The 25,183-nt window shown below is 61.9% G+C and carries 25 protein-coding genes; 10 read left to right on the forward strand and 15 right to left on the reverse strand.

What is annotated here, in order from left to right; genetic code table 11:
* The first annotated feature begins 6 nt into the window (after positions 1 to 6).
* Together lptF and lptG are read left to right on the forward strand one after the other, a co-directional pair.
* The gene (lptF, locus tag VKS22_12810) at positions 7 to 1,188 is read left to right on the forward strand and encodes an LPS export ABC transporter permease LptF (GenBank protein ID HLW71490.1); all 1,182 of its coding nucleotides are present in this window, start codon (positions 7 to 9) and stop codon (positions 1,186 to 1,188) included.
* Positions 1,185 to 2,288, forward strand: coding sequence for an LPS export ABC transporter permease LptG (gene lptG / locus VKS22_12815; protein ID HLW71491.1), 1,104 nt, complete (start codon positions 1,185 to 1,187; stop codon positions 2,286 to 2,288). The genes lptF and lptG overlap by 4 nt, the downstream gene beginning before the upstream one ends.
* A 49-nt stretch (positions 2,289 to 2,337) precedes the next feature.
* On the opposite strand, the gene VKS22_12820 is transcribed toward lptG, so the two are convergent.
* A complete protein-coding gene (locus tag VKS22_12820; protein ID HLW71492.1) occupies positions 2,338 to 2,901 on the reverse strand; it encodes a hypothetical protein in 564 nt (187 codons plus the stop codon).
* Between the two features lie 109 nt (positions 2,902 to 3,010).
* On the opposite strand from VKS22_12820, the gene VKS22_12825 reads away from it, so the two are divergent.
* Positions 3,011 to 3,481 carry a pyridoxamine 5'-phosphate oxidase family protein gene (locus VKS22_12825; GenBank protein HLW71493.1) on the forward strand — a complete coding sequence of 157 codons (471 nt, stop codon included), beginning with the start codon at positions 3,011 to 3,013 and terminating at the stop codon, positions 3,479 to 3,481.
* Positions 3,482 to 3,494: 13 nt separating this feature from the next.
* Complete coding sequence (locus VKS22_12830) at positions 3,495 to 4,700, forward strand: M24 family metallopeptidase (protein ID HLW71494.1); 1,206 nt, start codon at positions 3,495 to 3,497, stop codon at positions 4,698 to 4,700.
* A gap of 32 nt (positions 4,701 to 4,732) precedes the next feature.
* On the opposite strand, the gene pstA is transcribed toward VKS22_12830, so the two are convergent.
* From pstA to pstS, 3 genes are read right to left on the reverse strand one after another with little or no spacing between them, the layout of a single operon-like run.
* The gene (pstA, locus tag VKS22_12835; protein HLW71495.1) at positions 4,733 to 5,596 is read right to left on the reverse strand and encodes a phosphate ABC transporter permease PstA; all 864 of its coding nucleotides are present in this window, start codon (positions 5,594 to 5,596) and stop codon (positions 4,733 to 4,735) included.
* A 12-nt stretch (positions 5,597 to 5,608) separates the two neighbouring features.
* Complete coding sequence (gene pstC, locus VKS22_12840) at positions 5,609 to 6,628, reverse strand: phosphate ABC transporter permease subunit PstC (GenBank protein ID HLW71496.1); 1,020 nt, start codon at positions 6,626 to 6,628, stop codon at positions 5,609 to 5,611.
* A gap of 18 nt (positions 6,629 to 6,646) precedes the next feature.
* A complete protein-coding gene (gene pstS / locus VKS22_12845) occupies positions 6,647 to 7,654 on the reverse strand; it encodes a phosphate ABC transporter substrate-binding protein PstS (protein HLW71497.1) in 1,008 nt (335 codons plus the stop codon).
* A 283-nt stretch (positions 7,655 to 7,937) separates the two neighbouring features.
* On the opposite strand from pstS, the gene VKS22_12850 reads away from it, so the two are divergent.
* Positions 7,938 to 9,167: a hypothetical protein gene (locus VKS22_12850; protein ID HLW71498.1), complete on the forward strand. Its 1,230-nt coding sequence runs from the start codon at positions 7,938 to 7,940 to the stop codon at positions 9,165 to 9,167.
* Between the two features lie 141 nt (positions 9,168 to 9,308).
* Positions 9,309 to 9,809, forward strand: a complete 501-nt coding sequence (locus VKS22_12855; GenBank protein ID HLW71499.1) for a hypothetical protein — start codon at positions 9,309 to 9,311, stop codon at positions 9,807 to 9,809.
* A gap of 69 nt (positions 9,810 to 9,878) precedes the next feature.
* Here VKS22_12855 and VKS22_12860 read toward each other — a convergent pair whose 3' ends face one another.
* From VKS22_12860 to VKS22_12885, 6 genes are all read right to left on the reverse strand, one after another.
* Entirely contained in the window at positions 9,879 to 10,568 is a 690-nt protein-coding gene (locus VKS22_12860) for a hypothetical protein (protein HLW71500.1), read from the reverse strand.
* A gap of 162 nt (positions 10,569 to 10,730) precedes the next feature.
* On the reverse strand, positions 10,731 to 11,042 hold the full coding sequence (locus VKS22_12865) for a zinc ribbon domain-containing protein (GenBank protein ID HLW71501.1): 312 nt from the start codon (positions 11,040 to 11,042) through the stop codon (positions 10,731 to 10,733).
* Between the two features lie 47 nt (positions 11,043 to 11,089).
* Positions 11,090 to 12,520, reverse strand: coding sequence for a 4-hydroxyphenylacetate 3-hydroxylase N-terminal domain-containing protein (locus VKS22_12870; GenBank protein HLW71502.1), 1,431 nt, complete (start codon positions 12,518 to 12,520; stop codon positions 11,090 to 11,092).
* A gap of 127 nt (positions 12,521 to 12,647) precedes the next feature.
* The gene (locus VKS22_12875) at positions 12,648 to 12,800 is read right to left on the reverse strand and encodes a hypothetical protein (protein HLW71503.1); all 153 of its coding nucleotides are present in this window, start codon (positions 12,798 to 12,800) and stop codon (positions 12,648 to 12,650) included.
* Positions 12,797 to 14,116: a hypothetical protein gene (locus VKS22_12880; protein HLW71504.1), complete on the reverse strand. Its 1,320-nt coding sequence runs from the start codon at positions 14,114 to 14,116 to the stop codon at positions 12,797 to 12,799. The genes VKS22_12875 and VKS22_12880 overlap by 4 nt, the downstream gene beginning before the upstream one ends.
* A gap of 77 nt (positions 14,117 to 14,193) precedes the next feature.
* Complete coding sequence (locus tag VKS22_12885) at positions 14,194 to 15,381, reverse strand: hypothetical protein (protein HLW71505.1); 1,188 nt, start codon at positions 15,379 to 15,381, stop codon at positions 14,194 to 14,196.
* Positions 15,382 to 15,627: 246 nt separating this feature from the next.
* Between VKS22_12885 and VKS22_12890 the strand changes: the two genes are divergently transcribed.
* The 3 genes from VKS22_12890 (at position 15,628) to VKS22_12900 (ending at position 19,388) form a co-directional block, all read left to right on the forward strand.
* A complete protein-coding gene (locus tag VKS22_12890) occupies positions 15,628 to 16,422 on the forward strand; it encodes an SDR family oxidoreductase (protein HLW71506.1) in 795 nt (264 codons plus the stop codon).
* Positions 16,423 to 16,512: 90 nt separating this feature from the next.
* Entirely contained in the window at positions 16,513 to 18,024 is a 1,512-nt protein-coding gene (locus tag VKS22_12895) for a PfkB family carbohydrate kinase (GenBank protein HLW71507.1), read from the forward strand.
* Between the two features lie 179 nt (positions 18,025 to 18,203).
* A complete protein-coding gene (locus tag VKS22_12900) occupies positions 18,204 to 19,388 on the forward strand; it encodes an acyl-CoA dehydrogenase family protein (GenBank protein HLW71508.1) in 1,185 nt (394 codons plus the stop codon).
* Positions 19,389 to 19,459: 71 nt separating this feature from the next.
* Here VKS22_12900 and VKS22_12905 read toward each other — a convergent pair whose 3' ends face one another.
* Positions 19,460 to 20,320, reverse strand: a complete 861-nt coding sequence (locus VKS22_12905) for a tyrosinase family protein (GenBank protein ID HLW71509.1) — start codon at positions 20,318 to 20,320, stop codon at positions 19,460 to 19,462.
* Positions 20,321 to 20,883: 563 nt separating this feature from the next.
* Between VKS22_12905 and VKS22_12910 the strand changes: the two genes are divergently transcribed.
* Positions 20,884 to 21,294, forward strand: a complete 411-nt coding sequence (locus VKS22_12910) for a type II toxin-antitoxin system VapC family toxin (GenBank protein HLW71510.1) — start codon at positions 20,884 to 20,886, stop codon at positions 21,292 to 21,294.
* Between the two features lie 48 nt (positions 21,295 to 21,342).
* Here the strand turns inward: VKS22_12910 and VKS22_12915 are convergent, their stop codons facing one another.
* From VKS22_12915 to VKS22_12930, 4 genes are read right to left on the reverse strand one after another with little or no spacing between them, the layout of a single operon-like run.
* Positions 21,343 to 21,585 (reverse strand): hypothetical protein, encoded by a 243-nt coding sequence (locus VKS22_12915; protein HLW71511.1) that lies wholly within the window; start codon positions 21,583 to 21,585, stop codon positions 21,343 to 21,345.
* A 57-nt stretch (positions 21,586 to 21,642) separates the two neighbouring features.
* The gene (gene rodA / locus VKS22_12920) at positions 21,643 to 22,749 is read right to left on the reverse strand and encodes a rod shape-determining protein RodA (protein ID HLW71512.1); all 1,107 of its coding nucleotides are present in this window, start codon (positions 22,747 to 22,749) and stop codon (positions 21,643 to 21,645) included.
* 6 nt (positions 22,750 to 22,755) lie between these two features.
* Positions 22,756 to 24,648 (reverse strand): penicillin-binding protein 2, encoded by a 1,893-nt coding sequence (gene mrdA / locus VKS22_12925; protein ID HLW71513.1) that lies wholly within the window; start codon positions 24,646 to 24,648, stop codon positions 22,756 to 22,758.
* Between the two features lie 14 nt (positions 24,649 to 24,662).
* Entirely contained in the window at positions 24,663 to 25,175 is a 513-nt protein-coding gene (locus VKS22_12930) for a hypothetical protein (protein HLW71514.1), read from the reverse strand.
* Positions 25,176 to 25,183: the final 8 nt, after the last annotated feature.

Consider the following 25,183-nt stretch of genomic DNA (forward strand, 5'->3'; position numbering starts at 1 on the left):
GAGGTAATGCTGCGGCTCAAGATAATCGACCGTTACGTAGCGAGCGAAGTCGTCGCGCCGTTCGGGCTTGGCGTGCTCCTGCTGACCTTCGCGCTGGTCACCGGCCGCCTGCTGAAACTCACCGAGATGGTGGTTAATCACGGCGTCACCGTGGGTGACGTGCTGGGGCTTATCGGCTTCATCATGCCGGCTTTTCTCGAGCTGACCTTTCCGATGGCGGTGCTGCTCGGCGTCTTGATGGGCTTCGGACGGATGTCGGGCGACCGCGAATTGACCGCGGCGCGCGCCTGCGGAGTCAGTCTTTACCGGCTCGCGCTACCGGTTCTGGGCGTGGCCGCGGTGGTGTACGCGGTATCGAGCTGGCTCGCCTTCTCGGTCCGGCCTTGGGCCAACTCCCATCTGCGCGAACAACTCTTCGAGTTGACGCAGACGCGCTCGACCGCCGGGCTCAAGGAAAAGGTCTTCAATCGGAACTTTCCCGGTCTGGTGGTTTATGTTGACGAGATTTCGCCGAGTGATGAAGGGCTCAAGGGCGTATTGATTTCGGACGCTCGCGATCCCAAGCAGCAGAGCACGATCATCGCGCGGTCCGGGATGATTATTCCGGACGCCGCGGCGAAGTCGATCACCTTGCGCCTGTTCAACGGCTCGTTGTTTGGGGTCGAGGCGGTCAAGAATACGAGCCATGTGACCAGTTTCCACACCTACGACCTGAGCGTGCATCCGGAGGAGGGGCTGGGTCTTGCGGGTCAGGATCCCGAGGAGATGAGTCTGGGAGAGTTGCGCGCCGATATCGCTGCGGCGCGCGCGACCGGCAAACCTGATCGCGACGCCGAGACCGAACTCGCGAGCAAGTACACGCTGCCCTTCACAACGATTTTGTTTGCCTTGTTGGGTATTCCGCTGGGATTGAAGCCGGCGCGCGGAGGTCAGTCGGAGCGCTTCGGGGTCGCCATCGCGCTGTTCTTCCTCTATTACTCGCTGATGCGCGCGGGCGAGGCCTTGGCCCAGCGCGGAGAGCTTGGCGCGTTCGCCGCGATGAGTATTCCCGACGTGGCGTTTGCGATCCTGGCGGCGTGGCTATTCTGGCGCGCGGCCGGCGATCGCGGCGATCAGGGCCGCGGCGCCGGCGACTTTCTGTGGGATTTTATCGAGCGTTTTGAGCGCCGGAGCGAAGTGGCGACGTGAGTGCGCGTCCGCGCCTCTCGCCGACGCTCGATCGGTTTCTGGCCGGGCAGTTTTTCGGGCCGTTTCTGGTCTGCCTCGCCGCCTTTACCATCGCCTATCTGCTGGGTGACGTCTTCGATCGCTTCAACGATTTAATTCATTACGGCGGCTTTGGGCTGCTGGGGCTCGAGTACTTTGCGCTCAAGGTGCCGTTGATCGTCTCGCAGCTACTACCGGTCGCCTGTCTGGCCGGTGTTCTGCTCGGTTTTGCGCTGCTGAACCGCACCGGAGAGGTGTTGGCGTGTCAGCAACTTGGCATTAGCCGACTCGAAATGACCACGCCGGTGCTGGTGGTCGCGGCCGTCGTCGTCGTCTTCAATTTTATCCTGAACGAAACGGTAGTGCCGCTTTCGACGCGTCAGGCGCGCTATCTTTATGAGGTCGAGCTCAAGAAGCGGCAGATCAAAGGCGTCTTCGCCAATGAGCGCATCTGGGTGCGCGATCGCAGCGGCTTTCTTTCCGCCGATCACTACGACGCGCGCCATTTGAAACTGCGCGGCGTAACGCTCTATCAGCTCGGCCCGGATTATGCTCTGCGCGATATCGAGCACGCCGCAACGGCGACCTGGAACGGCCAGGGCTGGGTGCCGGACCATCCGACCAGCTTCCGCGTCGCGGAAAGCGGTCAAGTCACGAGCGCGGCGAGCACGGCGCTGTTCGGGCAATCGCTCAAGCCTGACGACCTTGGCCTGCTCAAGCTTGACCCCGAAGAGTTCAGTCTGTGGGAGCTGGATCGCTACATCAACAACCTGCGGCTCAAGGGTCTCGATCCTGGCGGCTACATTGTCGATCGCGATCTCAAGTTCGCGATGCCCTTGGCGTGCCTCATCATGGTCGCGCTCGGGATTGCTCTGAGCCTCGATCCACTGCCGCGCAATCTGAGCCTGGGGCGCAGTTTCGGACTTGCGATCGCGATCGGCTTCGGCTACTGGCTCGCGTTCGGGCTGACCTCGTCGCTGGGCCGCTCGGGGATTATCCCGGCGATGGTCGCGGCGTGGACGCCCAACCTGATCTTCTCGATGCTGGCGTTCGCGATCTTCCTCTTCGGCGAAGAACGCTGAGCGCCGAGCTGCGCAGATTTCAGATCTGCGCAGCTCTCGAAAGTCGTCGCTACTGAGTGATCGAGCCCTTGAGCGTCAGCGTTTCCACCTGCGTGGTCTTGTCAAAGGTGCCGGTAGCCGTGCCCCATCCCGTGGCCCCGTTGGAAGCGCCGGCTTCGATTCCGAAGCCTCCGGTGACGGTGGCCTTACCTCCCGTCTTCAGTTCATGACAACTGACGGTGAGCAGGCTGACGGTTTCGGTGAGCGGGGTTTTCTTCAGCGTCGTCGTGAGCACGGCGTCGACATACTCCGGATTGCACTGATGCGGCAATCCTGTGGTCGGAACTTGGTTTCCGAAGTCCTCCGTGACGAAAACGTCCGCCGTACCCTTGCCGGCCATACTGCCTGAGACCGTCACGCCGCTCAGGCTAAAACATTCGCAATTGCCGCTCGGACATCGGCTCGCAAAGCCGGCGTCAATGCACTCACCGGCAGTCGGTACCGGAAAAACCCCAGTGGTGACCTTCGCGGTGAGAGTTTTGGTGGTCGGCCCGGAATTGGCGTCCTGCGCGTGCGCCGGCGCCAGTCCAAGCGTTAGAGCAATCGCTATGAGGCCGAGAATCGGTTTGTTCATCAAATCCCCCTTCGAAGAATCGCTGCATCAAATCAGACGAGCAATACCAAAGCAATGCCCTCCGCTGCGGGTTGAAACCTTCGCCGACTTGCCCGATCCTGAGATCGTTATGGCAGAGCAGACGCGACCGGCGCTCGACGATCCCGCGGTGCGCGAGTTCCTGCGGCTCGAGCGGATTGCGCATCTCGCGACCGCCGACGCGGGCGGCGCCCCGCACAACATCCCGCTCTGCTTCTGGTTCGACGAAACCTCGCGCTTCTACTTCGTCATCGACGAAAAGCCCAAGCGCGTAGCCGGCGTCGGGATCAAGCGGATGCGCAATATCGCCGCGAATCCGCGCGTCGCCCTGGTCATCGATCATTACGAGGAAGAATGGGCGTTTCTGGCTTACGTGCTGATCAGTGGCGAAGCCGCGGTCGTCGAAGATGTCAACGAATATCTGCTGGCGCTGCGCAATCTGCGCGACAAATATCCGCAGTATCGCACGATGGCACTGAGCGCTGACAAGAATCCGATCGTGCGGGTCGAGGCCCGCCGCGTGCACGCGTGGGGCGAACGTTTTCGGCGAACCACGATCTGATGGATAGATTCTGATGGATCGCTTCGAGGAAATTTCGCGCGCGCTCGCCGAGGCCGGCCTCGATGGCTGGCTGTTCTACGATTTCCGCCTGAGCGATCCGCTGGCCTACCGGATTTTGGGTCTGCCCGAGACCGGCTTGGCCACCCGGCGCTGGTTCTACTTCGTGCCGGCCGCGGCCCTGCCGCGGGCATTGGTCTCGGCAGTTGAAGCTCATCGTCTCGACGCGCTGCCGGTCGGGATGCGGATAGTTTATCGCTCGGAGCGCGAGATGATCAGCGGCCTCGCGCGCCTGGTCGAAGGATGCCGCCGGATCGCGATGAACTATTCGCCGATGTGCGCCATTCCCTACGTCTCGCGCGTCGATGCCGGGACGCTCGAACTGGTGCGGGCGACCGGCGTCGAGGTGGTGAGCGCGGCTGATCTGATCCAGCGTTTCGAAGCGGTTTTGACGGCCGCGCAGCTTGCGGGTCATCGCCGCGCCGCACTTCATCTGCGCGCAATCGTGGACGAGGCCTTCGGCGAGGTCGCACGGTGCGTCCGCGAGAACCGCTCCTGCACGGAGTACGGCCTGCAGCGCTTCGTGCTCGAGCGTATCGGTGCGCGCGGGCTGCGCACCGACGAAGCGCCGATCGTCGCGGTCAACGCGCACGCCGCCAACCCGCATTTTTGTCCAGGCGCGACGCACGACACCGCGATCAAGCCGGGCGATCTCGTCCTACTCGATTTGTTCGCCAAGGAGACCGCGCCAGACAGTATCTATGGCGATCTCACCTGGATGGGCTATGTCGGCGACGCCGTGCCGGAGCATCTCGGAGCGGCGTTCAAAATCGTGGCTGAGGCGCGCGACGCCGCCGTCGATTTGGTCCGCAGCCGGGTCGCTGCGGGCGCTCCGGTCACTGGCGAGGAGGCTGATCGCGCTGCCCGGCATGTGATTGAAGCGGCCGGTTACGGCGAGCAGTTCGTGCATCGCACCGGCCATTCGATCGGCCGCGAGGTCCACGGCACCGGCGCTAACCTTGATTCGCTGGAGACGCGCGACCATCGCAGCTTGATCGAAAACACCTGCTTTTCGGTCGAACCAGGGATTTACCTGCCAGAGCGATTCGGGATTCGGAGCGAGCTCGATATGACGATCGAAGCCGGGCGCGCGGAAATCAGCGGCGGCCCGCCGCAAGTCGAAATTATCGCGATGACAGCGCGATTCGCAGAGCGCCAGTGATTTATCGAGGCGCCGTGGGAGCATAGCGCCTACTACAGGTAGCTAATGTTGCGCCGCAGGCGCAGCCGCGCATAGGCGCTCAACGCGAAGACCGACAGGATTAGGATCAGTGCGCCGCCCCAGGCCTGTTCGTGCCACTCCTTGTAGGGCGAAATCGCGTAGGTGAAGATTTGCAGCGAAAGTTCGGCCATCGGATTCGCCGGGTTGAGTTCCCAGAATTGACTGCCGAATGCGGTGAAGAGCAGTGGCGCGGTCTCACCGGTGATGCGCGCGAGCGCCAGCATCAGGCCGGTGATCACGCCCGGCCACGCGACCGGCAGGACGAAGCGGCGGGTGGCGTGATACTCGCTGGCGCCGAGCGCAAGCGCGGCTTCGCGAACTTCGTAGGGCACGCCGCGCATCGCCTGCTCTGTGGTCCGGATGATCAGCGGCATCATCAGCACGGCAAACGCGAACGAGGCCGAAATCGCGGAGAAGTGGCCGAACGGCTGGACCAGCAGAGTGTAGGCGAAAAGCCCGATCGCGATACTTGGGATGCTGGCGAGAACATCGCACAGGAAGCGAATCAGATTGGCGCCGGGTCCGCGGCCATAGGTGGCGAGAAAGATTCCGGTCAGCAGCCCGACCGGAAAAGCCATCAGCGCCGCCAGCCCGACGATAATCAGGCTGCCGACGATTCCGTTCGCGACGCCACCGCCGGCGATGCCGACCGGATGTGGAAGCTGCGTCAAAAAGGGAATCGAGATCGCGCGGAAGCCCTGCGCGGCCACGTAACCGAGGATCAGGATCAGTACAGTCGCGACGCCGCCCGCACACAATCCGCTTAACGCGACGGGCAGCAACTCACGCCATCGCCGGCGTCCGCCCGGCGTCGGATCAGCTCCTGCCTGATTCATGATTCTGATTCGTCATTTGGCGGGTCTGACTATTGACCAGAGTAACAGGCGCGCCAGCCCATTGACGATCATGCTGACGATGAAGAGCAGCAGCCCGAGCTCGACCAGCGCACTGAGGTAAACTGTAGTAGTAGCTTCGGTGAATTCGTTCGCGATGACGCTCGACAAAGTGTAGCCGGGCGCAAACAGCGAGGCCGAGATCACCGGCCGGTTACCGATCACCATCGTGGTTGCGATGGTCTCGCCGATCGCCCGCCCCAGGGCCAGGATGCAGGCGCCGAAGATGCCGATGCGCGCCGTCGGCAGCACCACGCGGCGGATGACCTCCCAGCGCGTGGCGCCCAGCGCGAGCATCGCCTCGCGCTGCGTCTGCGGCACCGCCGCGATTACGTCGCGCGAGATTGCGGCGACTGTCGGCACGATCATCAGCGCCAGAATCAGTACTGCCGCCAACATTCCGACGCCGTAAATCGGGCCGGTGAAAAGCGGCAGGAAGCCAAGCCCATGCTGCAGAAATGGCCCGAGAATATTTCTGATAATCGGCGCGAGGACGAAGAGTCCCCACAGACCGTAAACTACGCTCGGCACGGCGGCCAGCAGCTCGATCAAAAAACCGAGCGGGGTGCTGACCCAGTCCGGCGAGAATTCGGCCAGGTAGATCGCCGCCAGCACGCCGATCGCGCCCGCCAGCACAATCGCAACAGTCGAACTCACGACGGTGCCGTAGATGAACGGCAACGCGCCGAACTTGCTCGCAACCGGATCCCAACTGCTTGACCACAGGAAGCTCAGGCCAAATGCCCGAATCGACGGCAGTGAATTGAGCAGCAGCTCGAGGAACAAGCCGATGACCAGTGCGAGAAAAATTCCGCACGCGAGATACATGGCGCTGACAAAGAGCTTCGCCGCGAGCCGATCCGGGTAGCCGCCCCATCCGGCTGACTCCGCCGCGTGCTGCCGCATTCGCGCGCGGCTCTGCGCGGTCGCCGTCTCGATCCCGGCCGGATCGGTCATAAGGTTATTCTGATCCACAACCGCGCCCGCCACGAGCTAACTGGTCTTCATCTGCTCGAGGACTTGAACCGCCTGCTGTTGGACATTTTCCGGCAGAGGCACATACGAAACCGCCTCCGCGGTAGCCTGACCCGTGGTGACGAGCCAGTTCATCAGCGCCTTGAGCGCGGCGCCGCGCGCCGGATCGGTGGGGTTCTGATAGAGTATCACCCAGGAATAACCGCTAATCGGGTATGAGTTCGCGCCCGCAGCGTCAACGATCGAGAAATCCGTCGCGCTTACATTCGGCTTGGTCGCCGCGGCGCTCTTGACTGTCGCGATCGCGGGATAAACGTAACTTCCTGCTTTGTTTTGCACCAGCGCGTAGGTCGTCTGATTTTGCAGTACATACGCCAGCTCAACATAGCCGATCGCGCCCGGAGTCTGGCTGACGAGACCGGCGACTCCCTCATTACCCTTGCCGCCGACGCCGACCGGCCACTGCACGCTCTTGCCAACTCCGACCTTTTGCTTCCACGCCGGTGAGACCGCGCTTAGAAAATCGGTGAAGATGTAGCTGGTGCCCGAGCCGTCGGAGCGATGGGCCACCACGATTGGCAAATCCGGCAGCTTGAGCGCGGAGTTGTTTTTTTGGATCGCCGGATCTTTCCAGTTGACGATATTGCCGAGAAAGATCTCGGCGATATTTTCGCGTGTGAGCCGCAGCCCGCTGGGAATTCCGGGAATGTTGTACGCAATCGCAGCGCCGCCGAGCGTCACCGGAATCTGCAGAACCGGCGCGCCCGCATGCGACAGTTCGTCGGCATTCATCGGCACATCGCTGGCGCCGAAATCGATCGTTTTGGCGATGAACTGCTGGATCCCACCGCCGCTGCCGATCGATTGGTAGTTGACCGTCACGCCGTCATGCTGCTGCGAGTAGTTGTAGAAGGCGCGCGAGAAGAACGGATAGTCGAAAGTCGAGCCCGCACCGGTAAGCTGAATCCCGGCGCCGGCCGAACCCCACCCCGCGATGACCAAGCCGACCACCGCCAGCAGAGACAATACGAGAGATCGGTCGCGCAAAACCCTGAAGCTCGATCGCATCCTGATTCTTCTCCATTTAAGATTATTCCACTAAGTCTAGGACCTGAGTTGCGCGGTCGCGCTAGGAAAGTATTAAGAATGTGTTAATTGTGACCCCGGCAAAGATCAGGGTTCACGCGTCATCTCCCCGATGCCGCGTGACTCCGGTGCGTCCCTCTTTCAAGTTGGCGGCGCCGTCCCCTATAGTCCTGAAAACCGCGGCGGCCAGGGATCGAACGCGACAGCCAAGGATCGAAAATAGATGGGAGCATTGACTGACAAGTATTGCATCGTCGGTGTCGGTGAGACTCCGCATATGCGGCCGTCGAATCGCACGACGCTCTCGATGGCGTGTGAGGCGGTGACCAAGGCGATCGCCGACGCCGGGCTCAAACCCTCCGACATCGACGGCATGACCAGCTACCAGATCGGTGACTCGACCTCGGCCGCGCACGTCGCGACCGCGCTGGGTTGCCGCCTCAACTACTCGCTCGACATCTTCGGCGGCGGTTCAAGCACCGAAGCGCTGGTCGCGCACGCGATCGGCCTGATCGAAGCCGGTTACTGCGAGACGATGGTCTGCTTTCGCTCGATGAACGGGCGCTCGGGACGCCGCATGGGCGGTCAGATCCCGGGCGGTCCGATCCCGGTTGCCAACGCTGCCGGCGACGACCAGTTCAACATGGGCTGGGGCTGGACGACGCCCGCGCAGCGCTTCGGTATGTCCGCGATGCGCTATCTGCGCGACACCGGCTGTACGACCAAGGCCTTTGCGGAAATCGCGGTGGCGCATCGCTATCACGCCAGCCTCAATCCCAAGGCGCGCCATCGCACGCCGATCACTATCGAAGACCATCAGCGCTCGCGCTGGGTGGTGAAACCCTTTCGCCTGCTCGATTGCTGCCAGGAGACCGATGTCTCGGCGGCGATCATCGTCACCTCGCGCGAGCGCGCCTACGACCTGCGCCATCCGCCGGTCTTCATCATGGGCGGTTACGCGCGCACGATGACCGAAAATCCGCAGTGGAACTACTCGCGGCCGGTGCTCCACTACGTCGCCGGCAACTACGGATGGAAGCGCGCGTTCGGCATGGCCGGCATCGCGCATCGCGACGTCGATTTCGTCTCATGCTACGACGCCTTCACCTTCACGACTTTGATCCAGCTCGAGGCCAACGGTTTCTGCGGGCCGGGCGAGGCGGGCGATTTCGTCAAGGGCGGACGGCTGCAGATCGATCACGAACTGCCGAGCAATCTCTCGGGCGGCCATCTCTCCGAGGGCTACACCCACGGGGTGCAGATGGTGATCGAGAACGTCCGCCAACTGCGTCATCGCGCCGACGACGCCTGCCCCGGCTGGGCCGAGGGTAAACACACTTACGATCGTGCCGCCGGATGCCGGCAGGTCAAGCGCGCGCGCCTCTGCTGCGGCATGGCTTGGGGCTACGAAAACATGGCGAGCTGCCTCATTCTGCGAGGCCTAGCTGCGTGAGAATGATGAAGAAGACCGGGATTCTTCGCTGCGGAAGCCCTGCGCTCAGAATGACACTAAGGTTTTGATCGGAGAGCAAGTTTGTCATTCTGAGCGAAGTCTGCGAAGCGAAGAATCCCGGATTGCTGACGGAACAACCCCATGTCTAAAACAATTGACTATTCCAAACTCCGTATCATCCCCGACTTCGACACCCGCGAATGGTGGGATGGCGCGCGCGAGCACAAATACTTAGTCCGCCGATGCAACCGCTGTGGCCATAAATGGTTTCCGCCGACCTTCCCAGCCTGTAGCAAATGCACTTCGATGGACCTCGGATGGTTCGGGACCTTAGGCAAGGGCGTGATTCACAGCTACGTCGAGGTGGTGCAGCCGATCGTCGGCGCCTTCGTCGGCATCGTGCCGTATGTCGTCGCGATCATCGAGCTCGAGGACTGCAAGGAAGCCGATGGAGCGCTGACCCGTGTTGCCGGCGTGCTGACGAACGAGCCGAGCGAAGCCGCGATCGGCCTGCCCTGCGAGGTGCTCTTCGAAGCGACCTCCGACCCGGCGATCGTGATGCCACGATGGCGTATCACCGGCTCCGCCGCCAACCCTTGGAACTTCGACGCCCACGAAGCTTCCGGCGGGTCTCGGCGGTAGTCCGGCGACGGGCCACAAAGTGAATTTGTTGGGAAATTTAAGACTTCAAGCAGAACGCGGCCGTGCTAATCAGTTAGAGGCGTGAGCCGCTGGAACCATTCGAACACTTTGGATAACGCGATTGATCTCTGCCTGCGAAATCTCACGTCGTCGATTACGAAAAATGAAATGAAGATTATCCTCACGTCCGAATAGATAATCATCAATCTCACTCGGGCGGCTGCGAGGCTCCCCATACTGGAAGCCGCGAAAATACTTTGTTTGCAAAAAGAAGATGCCTGATTCTGCTCTCGGCATCACGCCAAGTAAGGTGGACTTCATCAAGAGTAACGCAGTGCCGTGATTGGCCGCGATCGGATTGAATAGACATATGTCCGCTGGGGTTGTACCCAATGCAGCGCGGACAAGCGCATAGTCCGACCGCGATGCCTCGTGGCCCCAAGCTAATAACAGTTTGAACCTCACCCGGTGACTCTGACTTCTCGGGGTATGCACAAACTCCCCGGTCGGATGCTTCGAAATGAAGATCGTCATTCCGGTACGAAGGCAGATCATTACCAACGATCCGGCAACCCTAGTTCTTTGCGGATCGAGGGCGTCTCGGGGCACATCGAATTCATATCCCAGATAGGAAAGCGTTTCGCCGGGCGCGCTGGGCCGTGATGAATCTTGCAAGGCGGTCGGGATCTCCCAGAGCGCGGGATCGTGCCGGGTCAGTTTGCCCACATGATTGGCAAACAAAATCGCGTCGCTGAACATTATAAGATAGGTTGCGAGGCCCCAAGCTGCACTCCAGATTAGTGCGCGACGCCCTCTCTTACCTAATTTGAACCAGCCCAGAGCCCCTCGGAGCTGCATCTATATGCTCCCTTAAAAGAGGATTTAGCTCTGGTGGCCGTGAATTGCCACGAGACGCGAGCGCTATTTGGGGCGGTGTTGGAAGATCGTGGCCGCCAACGAGGTTACCGCGATTACGCCGGTGACGAGTGCGCCCACCACCGGACTCGTTGCGCGGCTGACACTCGCATCGCCTGCCGTCGTCCCGCATCGGGCGCAGAAGCGCGTGCGCGCCGGAATCATCTCAGCGCAGTTCGCGCATTGACGCTCGCGATCCGACCATACGCCCATCGCGAAACTTGACGGCGCAGGCAGTTGCCCGCTCAGCCCGCGGCCGCAGTCGGCGCAATACTTCGCCCACTCTTCGTTTTCCTGCAAGCATGCCGGGCACGTCATACGTTAATGATGCGCGCCGCGACGCAGTTTTGGCAAGGATGTTTTTGTTACACGCCGGCTAATTTTCGCGCATAGGCCGCGACCGTTTTGAAGTCGTACTCGCGATAGGCCTGCAGCTTCTCCGCCTCGAAGCCGCCCTCGGCGTGGACCGCGAGCACCTCCTGATAGCCGCCGTAATCCGAGGCCGTCAGATCGGCGATCAGGTTCAACAGGCGGACGCGATTTTCGGCATCGTGGCCTTTCGCGCCGCCCAGATACTTCGTCACGTAGGCGCGCGTCGCCTCGCTGGTAAAATCCTCCGCCGCCGGACCCGTCACGAGGATGCCGCCGGCGAGATCCTGCACTATCTGCACCGCCTGATGATAATTGTGGGCGAAATGATACTTGGCGACGTTCGTGATTAGCGTGTTGGGCACCGCGAGACCGTCCTCAATCGTGCAGGTCGCCGCCGCGTGTTCGATCAGCCCGCGCACCGTCGTGTGATACGCCGCCAGGTGGGTCAACTTGTCGCGCACGTGGCCCGCGCGTGCGATCCCGTTGGCCTCTGCGATCGCGGCTCCCGCCCCAGCCATCAGCTCGAGCAACGGCAACTTGTAGGAGACTGCGGTGAAGCGATGGAAACGGACGAAGGTCAGCGCCAGCAAGCCGGCGAACTCGATCTCGCCGTTCAGGAAAATCCGCTCGTTGGGCACGAAGACGTCGTCGAACACCGTCAGCGTCTCCATCATCTTGTGGCGCGCGCTGATCGGATGCTCGAACGGATCTTTTTTCGCGCTGCCGTGCGGGCTCGCGATGAGCTTGAGGCCCGGCGTATTGATCGGAATGGCAAAGGCGATCGCGTAGGGCTTGTCCTCGGCGCGCATCGCGCGCGTCGGCAGCACGATGACTTCGTTGGTGTTGGTCGAGACCGAGGTATGGACCTTGGCGCCGCGCACGACGACGCCGCCGGGCCGCTCCTCGACCACCCGCACGTAGTAGTCCGGATGATCCTGCGCGGTGGGTCCGAGCGAGCGATCGCCCTTGACGTCGGTCTGCGCGACCGCGATCGCGAGATCGTTGTCGCGGCATTGGCGATAATAATTGTGGATGCGCTCGCGGTATTGCTGATGACCCGCCGCGGCCAACCGCTCGCCGATAATATGCAGCGCCAGCAGCGCGTCGGTGCCGATCTCCTTGATCAACACCACCAGCGTCGCCCCCTCGCGCGTCGAGGCCGCGATCAGCTCGCTGCGCTGACGCAGATCGTCGCCATTGCGCGGGAGATGGAAGTAGCGGCTGTACTCACCCGCGCCCTCCTTGATCACCGCGAGGCCGCGATATGCCGGATCCTCGGTCATCCGGTAATCGATACAGGCGTGCTCCACCGCGATGCCGATAACCGGATGGGTGGTGACGTCGTTGACCTTTTCGCCGCGGAAAAAAACCGCACGGCCGTCACGCAACGACTGTTTGTACTGCTCAGGCGTTCTGAGTCCCATGACATCCCCCTGTCGCTGTGAATGAACCGGTGCTTCGCGACCTCGCTGTGAGACGTTGCAGCCGAGAGCCTCCGGCAAGTCAATATAGAGCGGCGGCGAACGAAGTCCAATCGTCCGCAATTGCGGTTCACAGACTGGGCCGCGCCGCGGCCTGTTGCGCGATCTGACTGATGAGCTCCACCAATGTGTTCGTCCCGCCGTCGCGGCACGCGAGGAGAACCAGGAAAAACGCTACAAGCAGTAGTGCAGTCAGGCGCTTGAGCGCGCCTACCGCGGTCACTTCACCTTGCCCTTCAACGAAATCGAAACGCTGTTGCTGTTCGCACCGTAGGTAAAGTTATAGGCGAGCGTGCCGGGGAGCGTCCCGCTGGTTCCCGTAGCCGGCGCGAATTCAAGCGATACGACGCATTTGCCCTTGGCCGCGAGCGCGGTGTTCGCGCAGGCGTCGCCGCCGGAGGCGATCTGAAAATTCGCACTGAGGCTTGCCGCACCGATCTGAACAGTAGCAGTGCTCTTGTTGTGGATCGTGATTTTCTTCGCTTTGCCGACTGACCCGGCCGCGACAGATGGGGCCGTCACCGACTTGGGCGCGGACAACGTCACCGCGATGCCATTACCTTCGAGCGTCTCGCTCGGGCTCGCGCCGTTGTAAGGAATCACGAGCGTCTCGCTCACGCTGCCGACCGCCGTCGCAGGCGCGAAGGCAAAATCAACGGTGCATTTCTTCTTGGGCGCGACGGTCAGGTTCGAGCAGTTGTCGCTTGAGAGCGTAAACGAGCTCGGCGGGGCGATCTGGCCGATCGTCGCCGCGTTCGCGCCCTTGTTATGCAGCGTCAGCTTCTTGGTTTTGCTGGTCGCCGTAGCGTCGACGTTTTTGAAGTCGAGCTTGGCGGGCGACGTGGTCAGCGTCGTGGTCACGACCGGCGTCGGCGTCGCGGTTGGGGTAGGGGTCGGGCTGGCCGAGACGGGAGTATCATTCAGGAAAAGCGTATCGATCGCAAAGTCCGAGCAATCAGCCTGTCCACATGCGGTGATCTGATATTCGATCGAGGCGATGTTCGCGCCCGAGCTGTCCATCAGACCGAGGTAAGTCGCGTCACCATTGGTGTCACTGGTCTCGCTGAAACTTCCAAGCGTACCGCCGCCGCTGCCGAACGCGGTGATCTCGACCGTAAACTGTCCCGGAACGTCCGATTGGATTAGCGCGCCGGCACCCGAGATTGGATTGGCAAAACTCAGAGTGAGCGGCCCGGTGCCGCTGTTGCCCGCGTCCGACGTCCAAACCAGCGTATCGCCGCCCGCGAAGCTGTCGGCCCAACTGCACGACGGGCTGGCCGGACAGACCACCGCCACGAGGCTGTTAGGACCGCTCAGGGTACCGGTCACACTTCCCCCGGCTGAATTGGCATTGAAGGTACTGGCGGACAGGACGGCGCCATCGCCCCCGAGTTGCGACCAGCTCACCGAATCGTTGGCGCTTTGCGCGCTCTCGCTGGTCACCTCGACGAGCGAGTCAGTCCAGCCGGAGAGCCGCACCAGAAGAACCAGGAAAAATCCCACAAATGCCAGCGGAATTATGCGCTTGATATGTTTCATTCAATCTCTCGCCTGAGCTTTTCGGCCCAGTCTTTGGGTTCCGTCCGAGATTCGAGTTGCGATCGGCCAGGCGGTGCTCAGCAAACCGACGGTTGGCCAGCGGTGAAGGTGCCATTGTTGGAAAACCATCCGTTCACCCCGAGCCCGGGAGGAGTCTGGCGATAGAACCACGAAAAGAACGCCAATTCCTGCAGGTTATAGGCAAAGCCGTTGGACTGCGTCACTGGCGGAAGAACCGTGCCGCTGAGCGGATCGCCGTTTTCCAGGTTTCCCTGGCATCCGCTCACCTGACCGATATTGCCCCAGAGCGGGGTTGGATTAGTGCCCAGCGGGTCGTCAGTCAATTCGCCCACTTCATGGGCCATCACCGAGGTGTCGCTGGTGATCGATCCGCCGCCCGTGAATATCGTCGTGGTGTCGAAATCGGAGATCCCATAGACCTGCACCGCAGCGCCGACTGCGTTGTGATACCCGAGGATGCAGCAATTAGAGGGGCCAATACTGTCACCCGCAACGCCCTGCACAACATTGTAGACCAGAAACAGCGGCAGCGTAGTCGGACCAACTCCGCTCGACTTGAGTGACGGCAGCACCGTGTTCTGGAGGATTCCGTCGAAAGTGTTGTTGTCCATCACTCCGATATTTCCACATCCGCCGAACATGGTAGCCGCGTTGTAAGTCGCGCCCTGACCCGCGGGAATATTAACCGTAACCGCCGGCAACGTGGTCACCGGACTTAACATCGTGTGATAGCTGTTGCCAGTAGTCACGACGTTGGTGTTCCAGAAGTTGCCGCGCTGGAACGCATCGATATATTGGGTGTCGCCGACGAAGGTGGGGCCGAAGGTGAAGCTGGCGTTGGTGAGAATCGGCGACTGCTGCATCAGGGTCGACGCGACGTCGTTGGGCGCTGTCAGACAGTTCTTGTCGGCCTTGGTCGGATCGAAGACTCCGCCGTCCGGCAGATTTATGATCAACGGCACCAGAAAGGTCGGGATATTGGTGGTGCGGAGGCCATGAAAGTATGGGCTGCGCCCGATCATCGTTCCCGTGTAGGTCTTGCTGTCCAGCGGCGAGACGACGCTGTAATCCCACATCGGGATCGTGCTTGACGCCGCGACCGCCGCGCGAACCTCTGCGTGAGTAACGCCCTGGAGCGGCTTCACGATGGTATAGCCGTGCAGCCGCGGCACCTGATCCGCGGTCTGCGCCTGAACGGCCGCGGCGATGGACATCGCGAGCGCAAACATGAGCCCGGCAAACATAAATCCGGCGACCGTCCTCGGCCTTATCCCCGCAACTTGCATCCTTGAAGCCTCCCTGACACCATCTGCCGCGCACGAGCGCGTGGTTCGATTAAAATGCTTGCTGACATCTTGCTAACATAATGTTTACTGACGGCGGCAGCACTTTCGTTTTCGCCGTTGCTCCCCAGAGTAGGTGGATCGCGCTTTAAGACGCAATCCATTTTGGCGGGCAGCCGGCATAAACTTGTGGAGGAGTAATGCAGCATGACCAAGCCAATGGCAACCTCAAATCGGCTGTTTGATCTGACCGGCCGGGTCGCGATGGTCACCGGTGGTAATCGCGGTATTGGGCGCGGTCTCGCCCTGGCGCTGGCCGAAGCGGGCGCGGCGGTCGCGATCCTCGCGCGCGACGCCGACAAGAACGCGGCGACCCTCGCCGATTTGCGCGCGCTCGGCGCGCCGGCGATCGCGTTGCAGATCGATCTGGCCGATCGCGCCGCGCTCAAGCCTGCTCTCGACAGCGTCACGCGTGAGCTCGGCGACGTCGATATTCTCGTCAACAACGCCGCCTTCGCGATCCTCAAGGGTATCCTCGAGCAGACTCCCGAGGAGTGGGACAGCGTGATGGCGGTCAACCTCAACGCCGGCTTTCTGCTCTCGAAGTATGTGGCCGAAGCGATGGTCCGGCGGGGTCGCGGCGGCAAGATCATCAATGTCAGCAGTATCGTCGCCAATGCCGGCACCCCGATTTTTCCCTCTTATGCCGTCGCCAAGGGCGGGATTCAAACTTTGACCCGCTGCCTCGCGCTCGAGCTTGCGCCGCACAATATCCAGGTCAACTCGCTGATGCCCGGATGGTTCGATACCGATATGACCGACTGGATTCGCAACGGCCCGGAATATGCCGAATTGCTGAAGGAGATGGTGACGCGGACGCCGCGCGGACGCTTCGGCGAGCCGCAAGAGCTCGCCGGCGCCGTGGTCTTCCTGGCCTCGCGCGCCTCGGATCATATGACGGGTGCAGATCTGATTATCGACGGCGGCTTTTCCGTGCGCTAAGACGCCCGCTCGCTCAAGTAAAGTCGCTTATCCAAAGTGCAACGATCGCGTATCATGCGCTCGATGGCATCGCGCAAAGGCGCATCAAGGGTGGGATCGCCGACCGCCGAGCTGATGGCTGACCTGATGTTCCCCGACGTTAAGCCGCTGCGGATCGTGGTGGCCGGCGAGGTCATTCTCGACCGCTACGTCTGGGGCGACGTCGAGCGGATTTCGCCCGAAGCTCCGATTCCCGTCCTGCGCACTCATCGGCGCGAGGAGAAGCCCGGCAACGCCGGCTTCGTGATGGCGAATTTGTGCGCGCTCGGCGCGCGTCCGGCGGCGCTCACCGTGATCGGCGCCGATGCCAACGGTGAAAAGTTGCACGAGATTTTCCGCAATCTCGGCATCGATACCCGCACATTGATGGTTGATCCGGAGCGCCCGACCATCGTCAAGGAGCGCTTGCTCGGTTCGGTGCAGTCGGCCAATCGCGGCACCCAGCAACTGTTGCGCGTCGATCAGGAAGACCTGCGCCCGCTCACCCCGAAGCGCGAGCAAATGTTTACCGCGCGCATCGCCGGGGCTTTGCAGCGCGCCGACGCGGTGCTGGTCTCGGACATCAACAAAGGCCTTTTGACCCCCGCAGTGCTGCGTGCGCTGATTGACGCCGCCAACCGTCGCGCGATCCCGATTATCGTCGATCCGCGCCTCAGCGACGATTATTCGATCTATCGCGGCGCAACCGTCCTGACCCCCAACCGCTACGAAACCGAGCGCGCCACCGGCATCAAGCTGACGGATCGCGACGCCTGGCGCACCGCGGCCGAGAAACTGATCGACCAGCTGCAGCTTAAAGCCTGCCTGATCACGCTCGATCGCGAGGGCATGTACCTGGCTGAGCGTGGCGGCCGCAGCCAGTATCTGTCGACCTCGCCGCGCGAGGTCTTTGACGTTACCGGCGCCGGCGACATCGTGCTGACCTTCTTCGGGATGCTCGCCGCGGCCGGGCTGAGTTATGCCTCGGCGGCCGCGATCGCCAACCTCGCCGCGGGCCTCGAGGTCTCGCGAATGGGCGCCGAGATTATCTCGCGCGAGGATCTGGTGCGCGCGCTGCAACCTGCCTATAGCAGTCACGAGGTCAAGATTCTTTCCGCGCGCGAGCTCGACGGCGCCCTCGCGCGCGAACGCCGCGCCGGCCGCAAAATCGTCTTCACCAACGGCTGCTTCGACCTGCTGCACGCGGGTCACCTGCAGATCCTCGGGTTTTCGCGCGCGCAGGGCGATCTCGTCGTGGTGGGGCTCAACAGTGATCGTAGCGTGCGCCAACTCAAAGGCGCCGATCGGCCGATTCACGCCGCCGCCGACCGCGCGCGCCTGCTCGCGGCGCTCGAGATGGTCAAATACGTCGTCATCTTCGACGACACGCGCGCCGAGGAGATCATCCGCCGCGTGCGCCCCGACGTGCTCGTTAAAGGCGAAGACTACCACGGTCAAATCGTGGACGGCCAGAGCTTCGTCGAGTCCTATGGGGGCCGCGTCGCCCTCGCGCCGCTGCTCAAGGGCCACAGCACGTCGATTACGGTCGCGCGCCTGCGCAACGCGAACGAGGGATCACGCTAGCTGCTTTGCTGACCAAGAATCTTAACGCAGCGCGCAGACTCGCCTACTCGCTTCGCGCGGCAACCGCGCTCCGCCAGCTCTGGTTAAGAGCGCGCTGGCGTATTCCTCACTGCCTTCGCTAACATCGAGGCAGCGGCAAGCCATGATCATTCGCGCGGCCGCAGGAGTCAAAACATCAAGTGGACTTCAATTATTCGCCCGAGCAGGAAGCCTATCGGATGCAGGTGCGGGGCTGGCTCGAAGCCAATCAGCCGCCGCCGCTGACCGACGACGAGCGCTCGCGCATCAGCGAGGACCTGCTATGGGAGCGCAACAAGAAGTGGCACAAGAAGCTCTATGCGGGTGGCTGGATCGGACTAAGCTGGCCAAAGGAATACGGCGGCCGCGGCGCCAGCTTCATCGAGCAACTGATCTTTCAGCAGGAGCTGGCGCGGCTCAATCTGCCGATCGGGATCAACGTTCTCGGCATCATCATGAACGGTCCGGCGTTGATGCAGTGGGGAACTCAGGAACAGAAAAAGCGCTACCTGCAGCCGATTCTGGAAGCCGAGGAGATCTGGTGTGAAGGGATGTCCGAGCCGGGCGCCGGTTCAGATTTAGCCTCGATACAAACGCGGGCCGAACTCCAGGGCGACTCCTTCGTCGTCAACGGCCAGAAGGTCTGGACGACCGGGGCTCAGCGCTCGCAATTCTGCCAGCTCTTCGTCCGCACTGACCCCGCCGTTCCCAAGCATAAAGGCATGAGCGCATTGATCGTTGATATGCGCAGCCCCGGCGTCACGGTGAAGCCGCTCAAGCAAATTACCGGCGACGCCGATTTCAACGAGATCTTTTTCGAGGACGTCCGCGTGCCCAAGGAGAATCTGCTCGGCCCGCTCAACGCCGGATGGCAGGTGCTGGTCGCGACGCTGATGCATGAGCGCTTCGGCATCAGTGAGACGATTGGCGGCGGCGAAGTCATCCTGTCGCAGCTAGTCGAGCTCGCGAAGGCTATCCCGCTCAATGATTCGCCGGCGGCCGACGACGACGAAATCCGTCAGTCGATCGCGCAATTTGCTTGCGAGGTGACGGCGAAGAAATACAGCGGTCTGCGCGCCTTGACCAAACGCCTCAAGGGGCAGCAGCCGGGCGCGGAATCCTCGATCGGCAAGCTGGTCTCGACGGACCTCTCGCAGCGGATGACGAAATTCGCCTCGCGCGTGCTGGGGACTTACGCCACCCTCGAGCGCCACTCGATGTTTGCTCCCGACGGCGACTGGATGCGCCGCCAGTTGTGGGTCGAAGCCCTGACAATCGCCGGCGGCTCATCCGCCGTGCAGAAAAACATGATCGGCGAACGCATCCTGCAACTGCCGAAGGGGTAATCGGCCGACGCCTTCAGGCAACATTGCGGGTCAGGTCTTAGCGCCGGCCATGAAGACTAGAAAGCCACCTGTCATGCGTAGCCGAATCCGAGTCCAGCGGGGTCGAGGGTCTGCCGAATCGTCCATGTTCCTGTCCAAGGCGACGGTTCAGTCGGCGCGTTAAAGACCAACGTGGAATCCAAGTCTCGTCCTGGGGCGCCGTTCAGCGGAGTGTATTGATCTATGGTCGGATGCTGATGCTTCCATCGCTCCCAGAGCAGGTCCAGGAAGGCGTGGTGCAAAAAGAAGACAGGGTCGTTTGGAGATGTCGCGTCGGCCATGTTTCCGCCAACCCATCGATGGACTGGATTATGCAGAACACCCTCCGAAACGCTTTCGAAGCTGGAGGGCCCCGGCCAATAAGGCGTCTTGGCGAGACCCGCTGAGATATCGCTGGACGTTGGCAACCAAGCCGTCGCGTCCTCGCCAAACTCGCGTCTCAAGCCTGGATCTCCGGCGGCGTCATCCCATACAAGGATTTGGAAGGCGCCTGCGATAAAAGCGAAAGGTCCCGTCGTGACACGACCTCCTTGGGCTCTATCGCCGTCTCCACCCAGGAAATCGGCGGTAAACGGATTGCTCGCGTCAGCGTAATTCCAGTCCCAATATGGCAGCGTGATCGAAGAATCGTTTGCAGCGGACTGAAGCGCAACTTCGAACTGCCGAAGCAAGATACGATGCCACGGAAAAAAGAGCGATGTGCCATGTGGCATCGGCTCGAACATCGCAGGCCCGGTCATCGCATTCTTATGTACTTCGACAAAATCGTCGTATCGCTTTTGTGCTCCTGGGTGAAGCGTGCTGTCGACGTTGTTCTTGAGCGCCAAAACGGCATGAACAAACGCCGCCTTCTGCGCGGGGCTGAGGTCACGATGGTTGCGACGGATGTCCAATGCTGATCCTCCCGGTCGACGTCCAATTCTAAGTGGGGCCCAAGATTTTCAAATCACATTGGGTCCAATAGAACAAGGCGTAACAATGAGTGAACAATTTCACGTCAAACTAACGCTGCATCGCCTGGAAGAGCAGCGCGGCGGCTTCGGACATCATCTCGCCGACGATCTCGGAGAGCGGTTTGCTCGGAATCGCCGGCACAGACGTACTCCGAGCCGGTTTGATCTTGTAACCACTGGTAGCTACCATCGAACCATGAGATCGGTGGGTGTCAAGCAACTGAAGTCAAGGCTTTCGGAATACCTGCGGCTCGTGCGAAGCGGGGAGACCGTATTGGTCACCGATCGCGACGAAGTGGTGGCGGAACTACGACCAACGCGCAGGCAGCCTGACCCAGCCGATTCGCTCGATGGGCTTTTGGAGTCACTCGCCGAGCGCGGGGAGGTGACCCGTGCCAGCCAGCCAAAAGGCCGTTGGACATGGAAGGCCAAAGGGCTTGGGCTCGCACCCGGGTCCGTCGCCGCTCTGCTGGGCGAGCTTCGCAGTGATCGGTGATATTTATATGCCCAACTACCTTTACCTGGATACCTCCGCCGTCTTGCGCGCGGTTCTGGAGAGCGGAACCAGCCCGGCGATCGAAGGGCTGATCGGCGCCGCCTCGATCCTGATTACTTCGCGGCTGTCGCTAGTCGAATCTTCGCGCGCGCTTCACCGCTTGCGGCAACTCGGACAAGTCAGCGAAGCCCGGCTCGCTGATGCGCAACGCGAGCTTAGCGCGATATGGACGCGATGCGAGCTCTGGGAGTTGACGCCTTCGGTATGCGAGAGGGCGCGCCATGTCGCCCCGGGGAAACCATTGCGAACGCTCGATGCTCTTCACCTCGCGACCTTCGTCTTGGCGCGAGAAAAACTGGAGGGTCTCGAACTCGTGACCGTCGATGAACGCCTGCAAGCCGCGCTTCAGACCGTCTAGACCTGAACTTACCAGTCTTGCACCCGAAAATCACCGACGAGCGTGACGCTAACGCTGCATCGCCTGGAAGAGCAGCGGGGCGGCTTCGGACATCATCTCGCCGACGATCTCGGAGAGCGGTTTGCTCGGCACCGCCAGCTTCTCCGTGAGCGAAGTCAGTATCCTGAGATAGTGCGTTTTTGACTCCGCGCTGATCGTCTCTAGCCGGCTCTCCATAACCTCGAGATAGCGGCGATGGAGGTCAAAGATTGCCTGATCCTGTGGATCCGAGAACTTCGATGGGTGCGCCATAACTTACTCCCTGCCGCCTGATCGCGGACCGTGCCGCGCCAGTGAAAAGTGAAGAAATCAGAACAAAAAGCGTCGCGTGTTGATGCTGATCAGCACCCCCATCGCCGCCATCATCGCGATCAGCGACGAACCGCCGTAGCTCACCAGCGGCAGCGTGATCCCGACGACCGGCAGCATCCCGCTCGCCATCCCGACGTTAATCGCGACCTGCCAGAAAATAATCCCGGTGACGCCGACCGCGAGCAGCGCGCCGAAGCGATCGCGGGCGTGCCGCGCGATCCAAGCGCCGCGCAGGATCAGCACCGTATAGAGTCCCAGCAGGAGCATCGCGCCGGCAAAACCGAACTCCTCGGCGAAGACCGCAAAAATAAAGTCCGTGGTCTGCTCGGGCAAAAAATTCAGCCGCGCCTGCGTGCCCTTGAACAACCCCTTGCCCCACGCGCCGCCCGCGCCAATCGCGATCTCGGACTGGATAATGTGATAGCCCGAGCCGAGCGGATCCGACTGAGGATTGAGAAAGCTTACCAGCCGCTCGCGCTGATAAGACTTGAGATAATGCCAGCCCAGCGGCGCTGCGAGCGCTGCCGCGATCATCAGGATCGCCGCCGTCCGCCAATTCAGTCCGCCGACAAAAATCAGGGTCGCCGTGATCAGCACCAGGATCAGCGCCGTACCGAGGTCGGGCTGCTTTAGGACCAGTCCGGCCGGAAGCGCGAGCAGCAAGGCGGGAATGACAACGTGGCGAAGCTTCCAGCCGCCGCGCGGCGGCTCCTCGCGCAGATAACGTACCATCACCAGCGCCACCGCCAGCTTCGCGATTTCGGACGGCTCGAGCTTCAGCACTCCGAGGTTGATCCAGCGCCGCGAACCGCCCGTGCTGTGACCGGCGACCGCGACCACGATCAGCAGTCCCACCGTGACCGCATAGATCAGATAGGCGTAGGAGCTGAGCGAGCGATAATCGAAGAGCGCCGCCGCCGTCATCAGGGCCGCGCCGAGACCAACCCAGGTCAACTGCCGCACGACCAGCGGGTCGAGCCCGTGGCGCGTATTGCCCCAGGTCGCGCTGAGCACGCTGAGTACGCCCATCCCGCCCAGCGCCAGCGCCAGCACGAACACCGTCCAGTCGAAATGATAGATGACGCGCCGGTCTAGCGCCGCCATAACGGCCTAGTCCGCGAGCGGATCAACCGCGTAATGCTGGGCGTCAGGATTCTTTGCGGGCAGGCCGCCTTGCGGCGGATTCAACTCGAAGAATTTCTGCATCACTGCCTTGACCGCCGGCGCGGCCGTGCTACCGCCATGGCCGGCGTGCTCGATAATGCAGGCGATTGCAATCTGCGGATGATCGAGCGGGGCGAAAGCGATGAACCAGCCATGATCGCGATACTCTTCCGGCAGGGCGTTTTCCTTGGTGCGTTCGCCCTGCGCCTCCTTGACCACCTGGGCAGTCCCGGTCTTGCCCGCAACGACCACATTATCCATCTTGGCGCCGTGCGCGGTGCCGTCGGGCTGATTGACCACCCCGGCCATCCCGGCTCGCACCAATTCCAGGACCTCGGGATCGATATGGGCCTGACTCTGGACGATCGGCGGGAAAACCTTGACCGTACTGCCGTCGATCGCGTCAATCTCCTTGACGAACTGCGGTTTGAACAGCGTCCCGCCGTTGGCCACCGCCTCGGCGAGATCGGCAAGCTGCAGCGGCGTCGCGCCGACGTAGCCTTGGCCGATCGAGACCGAGAGGGTTTCCGCCGGATACCAGCGTTCGCCGAAGCGCCGCTCCTTCCATTCAGTTGAAGGCATCACGCCGGCCCGTTCGTTATCCAGATCGATCCCGCTCTTTTTGCCGAGACCCAGCGCATGCGCCCACGCCGCGAGGCGATCGATCCCGAGATGCTGGCCGACGTTGTAAAAGAAGACGTCGCAGGATTCCACGATCGCCCGATGCAGCGAAATGCTGCCATGGCCCTGCTTGCGCCAGCATCGATACTCACGGCCGCCGAAATAGATTCCGCCCGCACAGCCGTAGGCGGTTTGAGGCGTCAAGGTGTGATCTTCAAGAGCCGCTATCGAGTCGACCAGTTTAAAGGTCGAGCCCGGCGGATAGACCCCCTGAATCACGCGATTCGACAAGGGATGCGCTGGATCGGTGGTTAGAGCCCGCCACATCGCCGGCGTGATGCCGCCGGTAAAGGTGTTCGGGTCAAAGGCCGGATGACTCGCCATCGCGAGAATGTAGCCGGTGTTGGGGTCGATCGCGACGAGCGCTCCGGCACGATCGCCGATCGCCTGCTCTGCCACCTGCTGCAGGTCAAGATCAAGCGTCATGACCACGCTGTTACCGGGGCGCTCGGGAATGTCGCGCAGCGTCCGCAACCGCCGCCCGACCGAATCAACTTCAATCTCCTGGCCGCCGCTGTCGCCGCGCAGGCTCTGCTCCCAGGTGCGCTCCAGCCCGAACTTGCCGATCTCGTCGCCCATCCGATAGTCGGGGAGCCGATTCAGATCACGCACCGTTACTTCGCCGACATAACCGAGCAGATGGGCGGCGAGCGTTCCGTAGATGTAGTGGCGGCGCGGCTCGACCTCGAGGCTGACGCCGGGCAATTCGAGCTGATGCGTCTCGAGGGCGACCACCTGCGGCCACTTGAGATGCTCGTCGACGATCACCGGCTCGAAATCCGGACGCCCCTGATCGTCGGCGTCGTCGAGCTTCTTGGCCACGCCGTCCTGGCCCAGCAGCTTTTCGAGCCGCGCCGAGGTTGCCGCGATATCCGGCGCGTCCTCCGGCACCATCACCGCGGCGAACGACGGATGGGAGTCAACCAACGGCCGGTGACGAACGTCGTAGACCAACCCGCGCAGCGCCGGCAGGCGCTGCAGCCGAATCCGATTGCGATCGGCCAGTTCGGCCATCTCGTGATGCTTGATCAGTTGCAGGTAGTAGAGCCTGACCGCGGCCGCGGTCAGCACGGCGAGCATCACCGCGAGTAGTCCGGCAATCCGCGGCTCGAGCCGCGGAATCGGCCGATGTTTACCGCGCCTGGCGAATCTGGCCACTCATCACCGTGCCATCAGCTGTATTCCCGTGAACTGCTCCGGCGCAGTCCGGTCATCCACGCCGCTCCGTCCATCATGGCAAAAATCGCGGGTGCGCACAGTGCCGTCAACGCCGCCTGAATCAGGATCGCCGGCGTCACCAGCGCCGCATTTTCCGATCCTGTCCATCCCGCACCGGCCAGGTAAGTGCCCAGCGCGCAAAACAAGACGCCGCCGAATACCGCCATCACGCCCAAGACGCGGCCCGGCGAAAAGACCGCTCGCGAAAGCCCGTACGTCAAAATAAAAACGGCGGTGAAAAGCACAGCATTAAGCCCAAGCTGATTGCCGGAAAAGGCGTCGGTCGCATAGCCGATCGCGAAGGCCGCCAGCGCCGCCGGGATTCCGTGATAGCGCAGGCCAAGATCCACCACCAGGATCAGCGTCAGCTCCGGCACGAGGATCTCGAAGGGCAACAAGCGCGGGATCGTGGTCTGCAGGATCAGGGCGATCAGCGTCGCGATCGTGAACAGGCCCAACAACCGCACGCTCCCTC

This window comes from Candidatus Binataceae bacterium (assembly GCA_035308025.1).
In the GTDB taxonomy this organism is placed as follows: Bacteria; Desulfobacterota; Binatia; order Binatales; family Binataceae; genus JAJPHI01.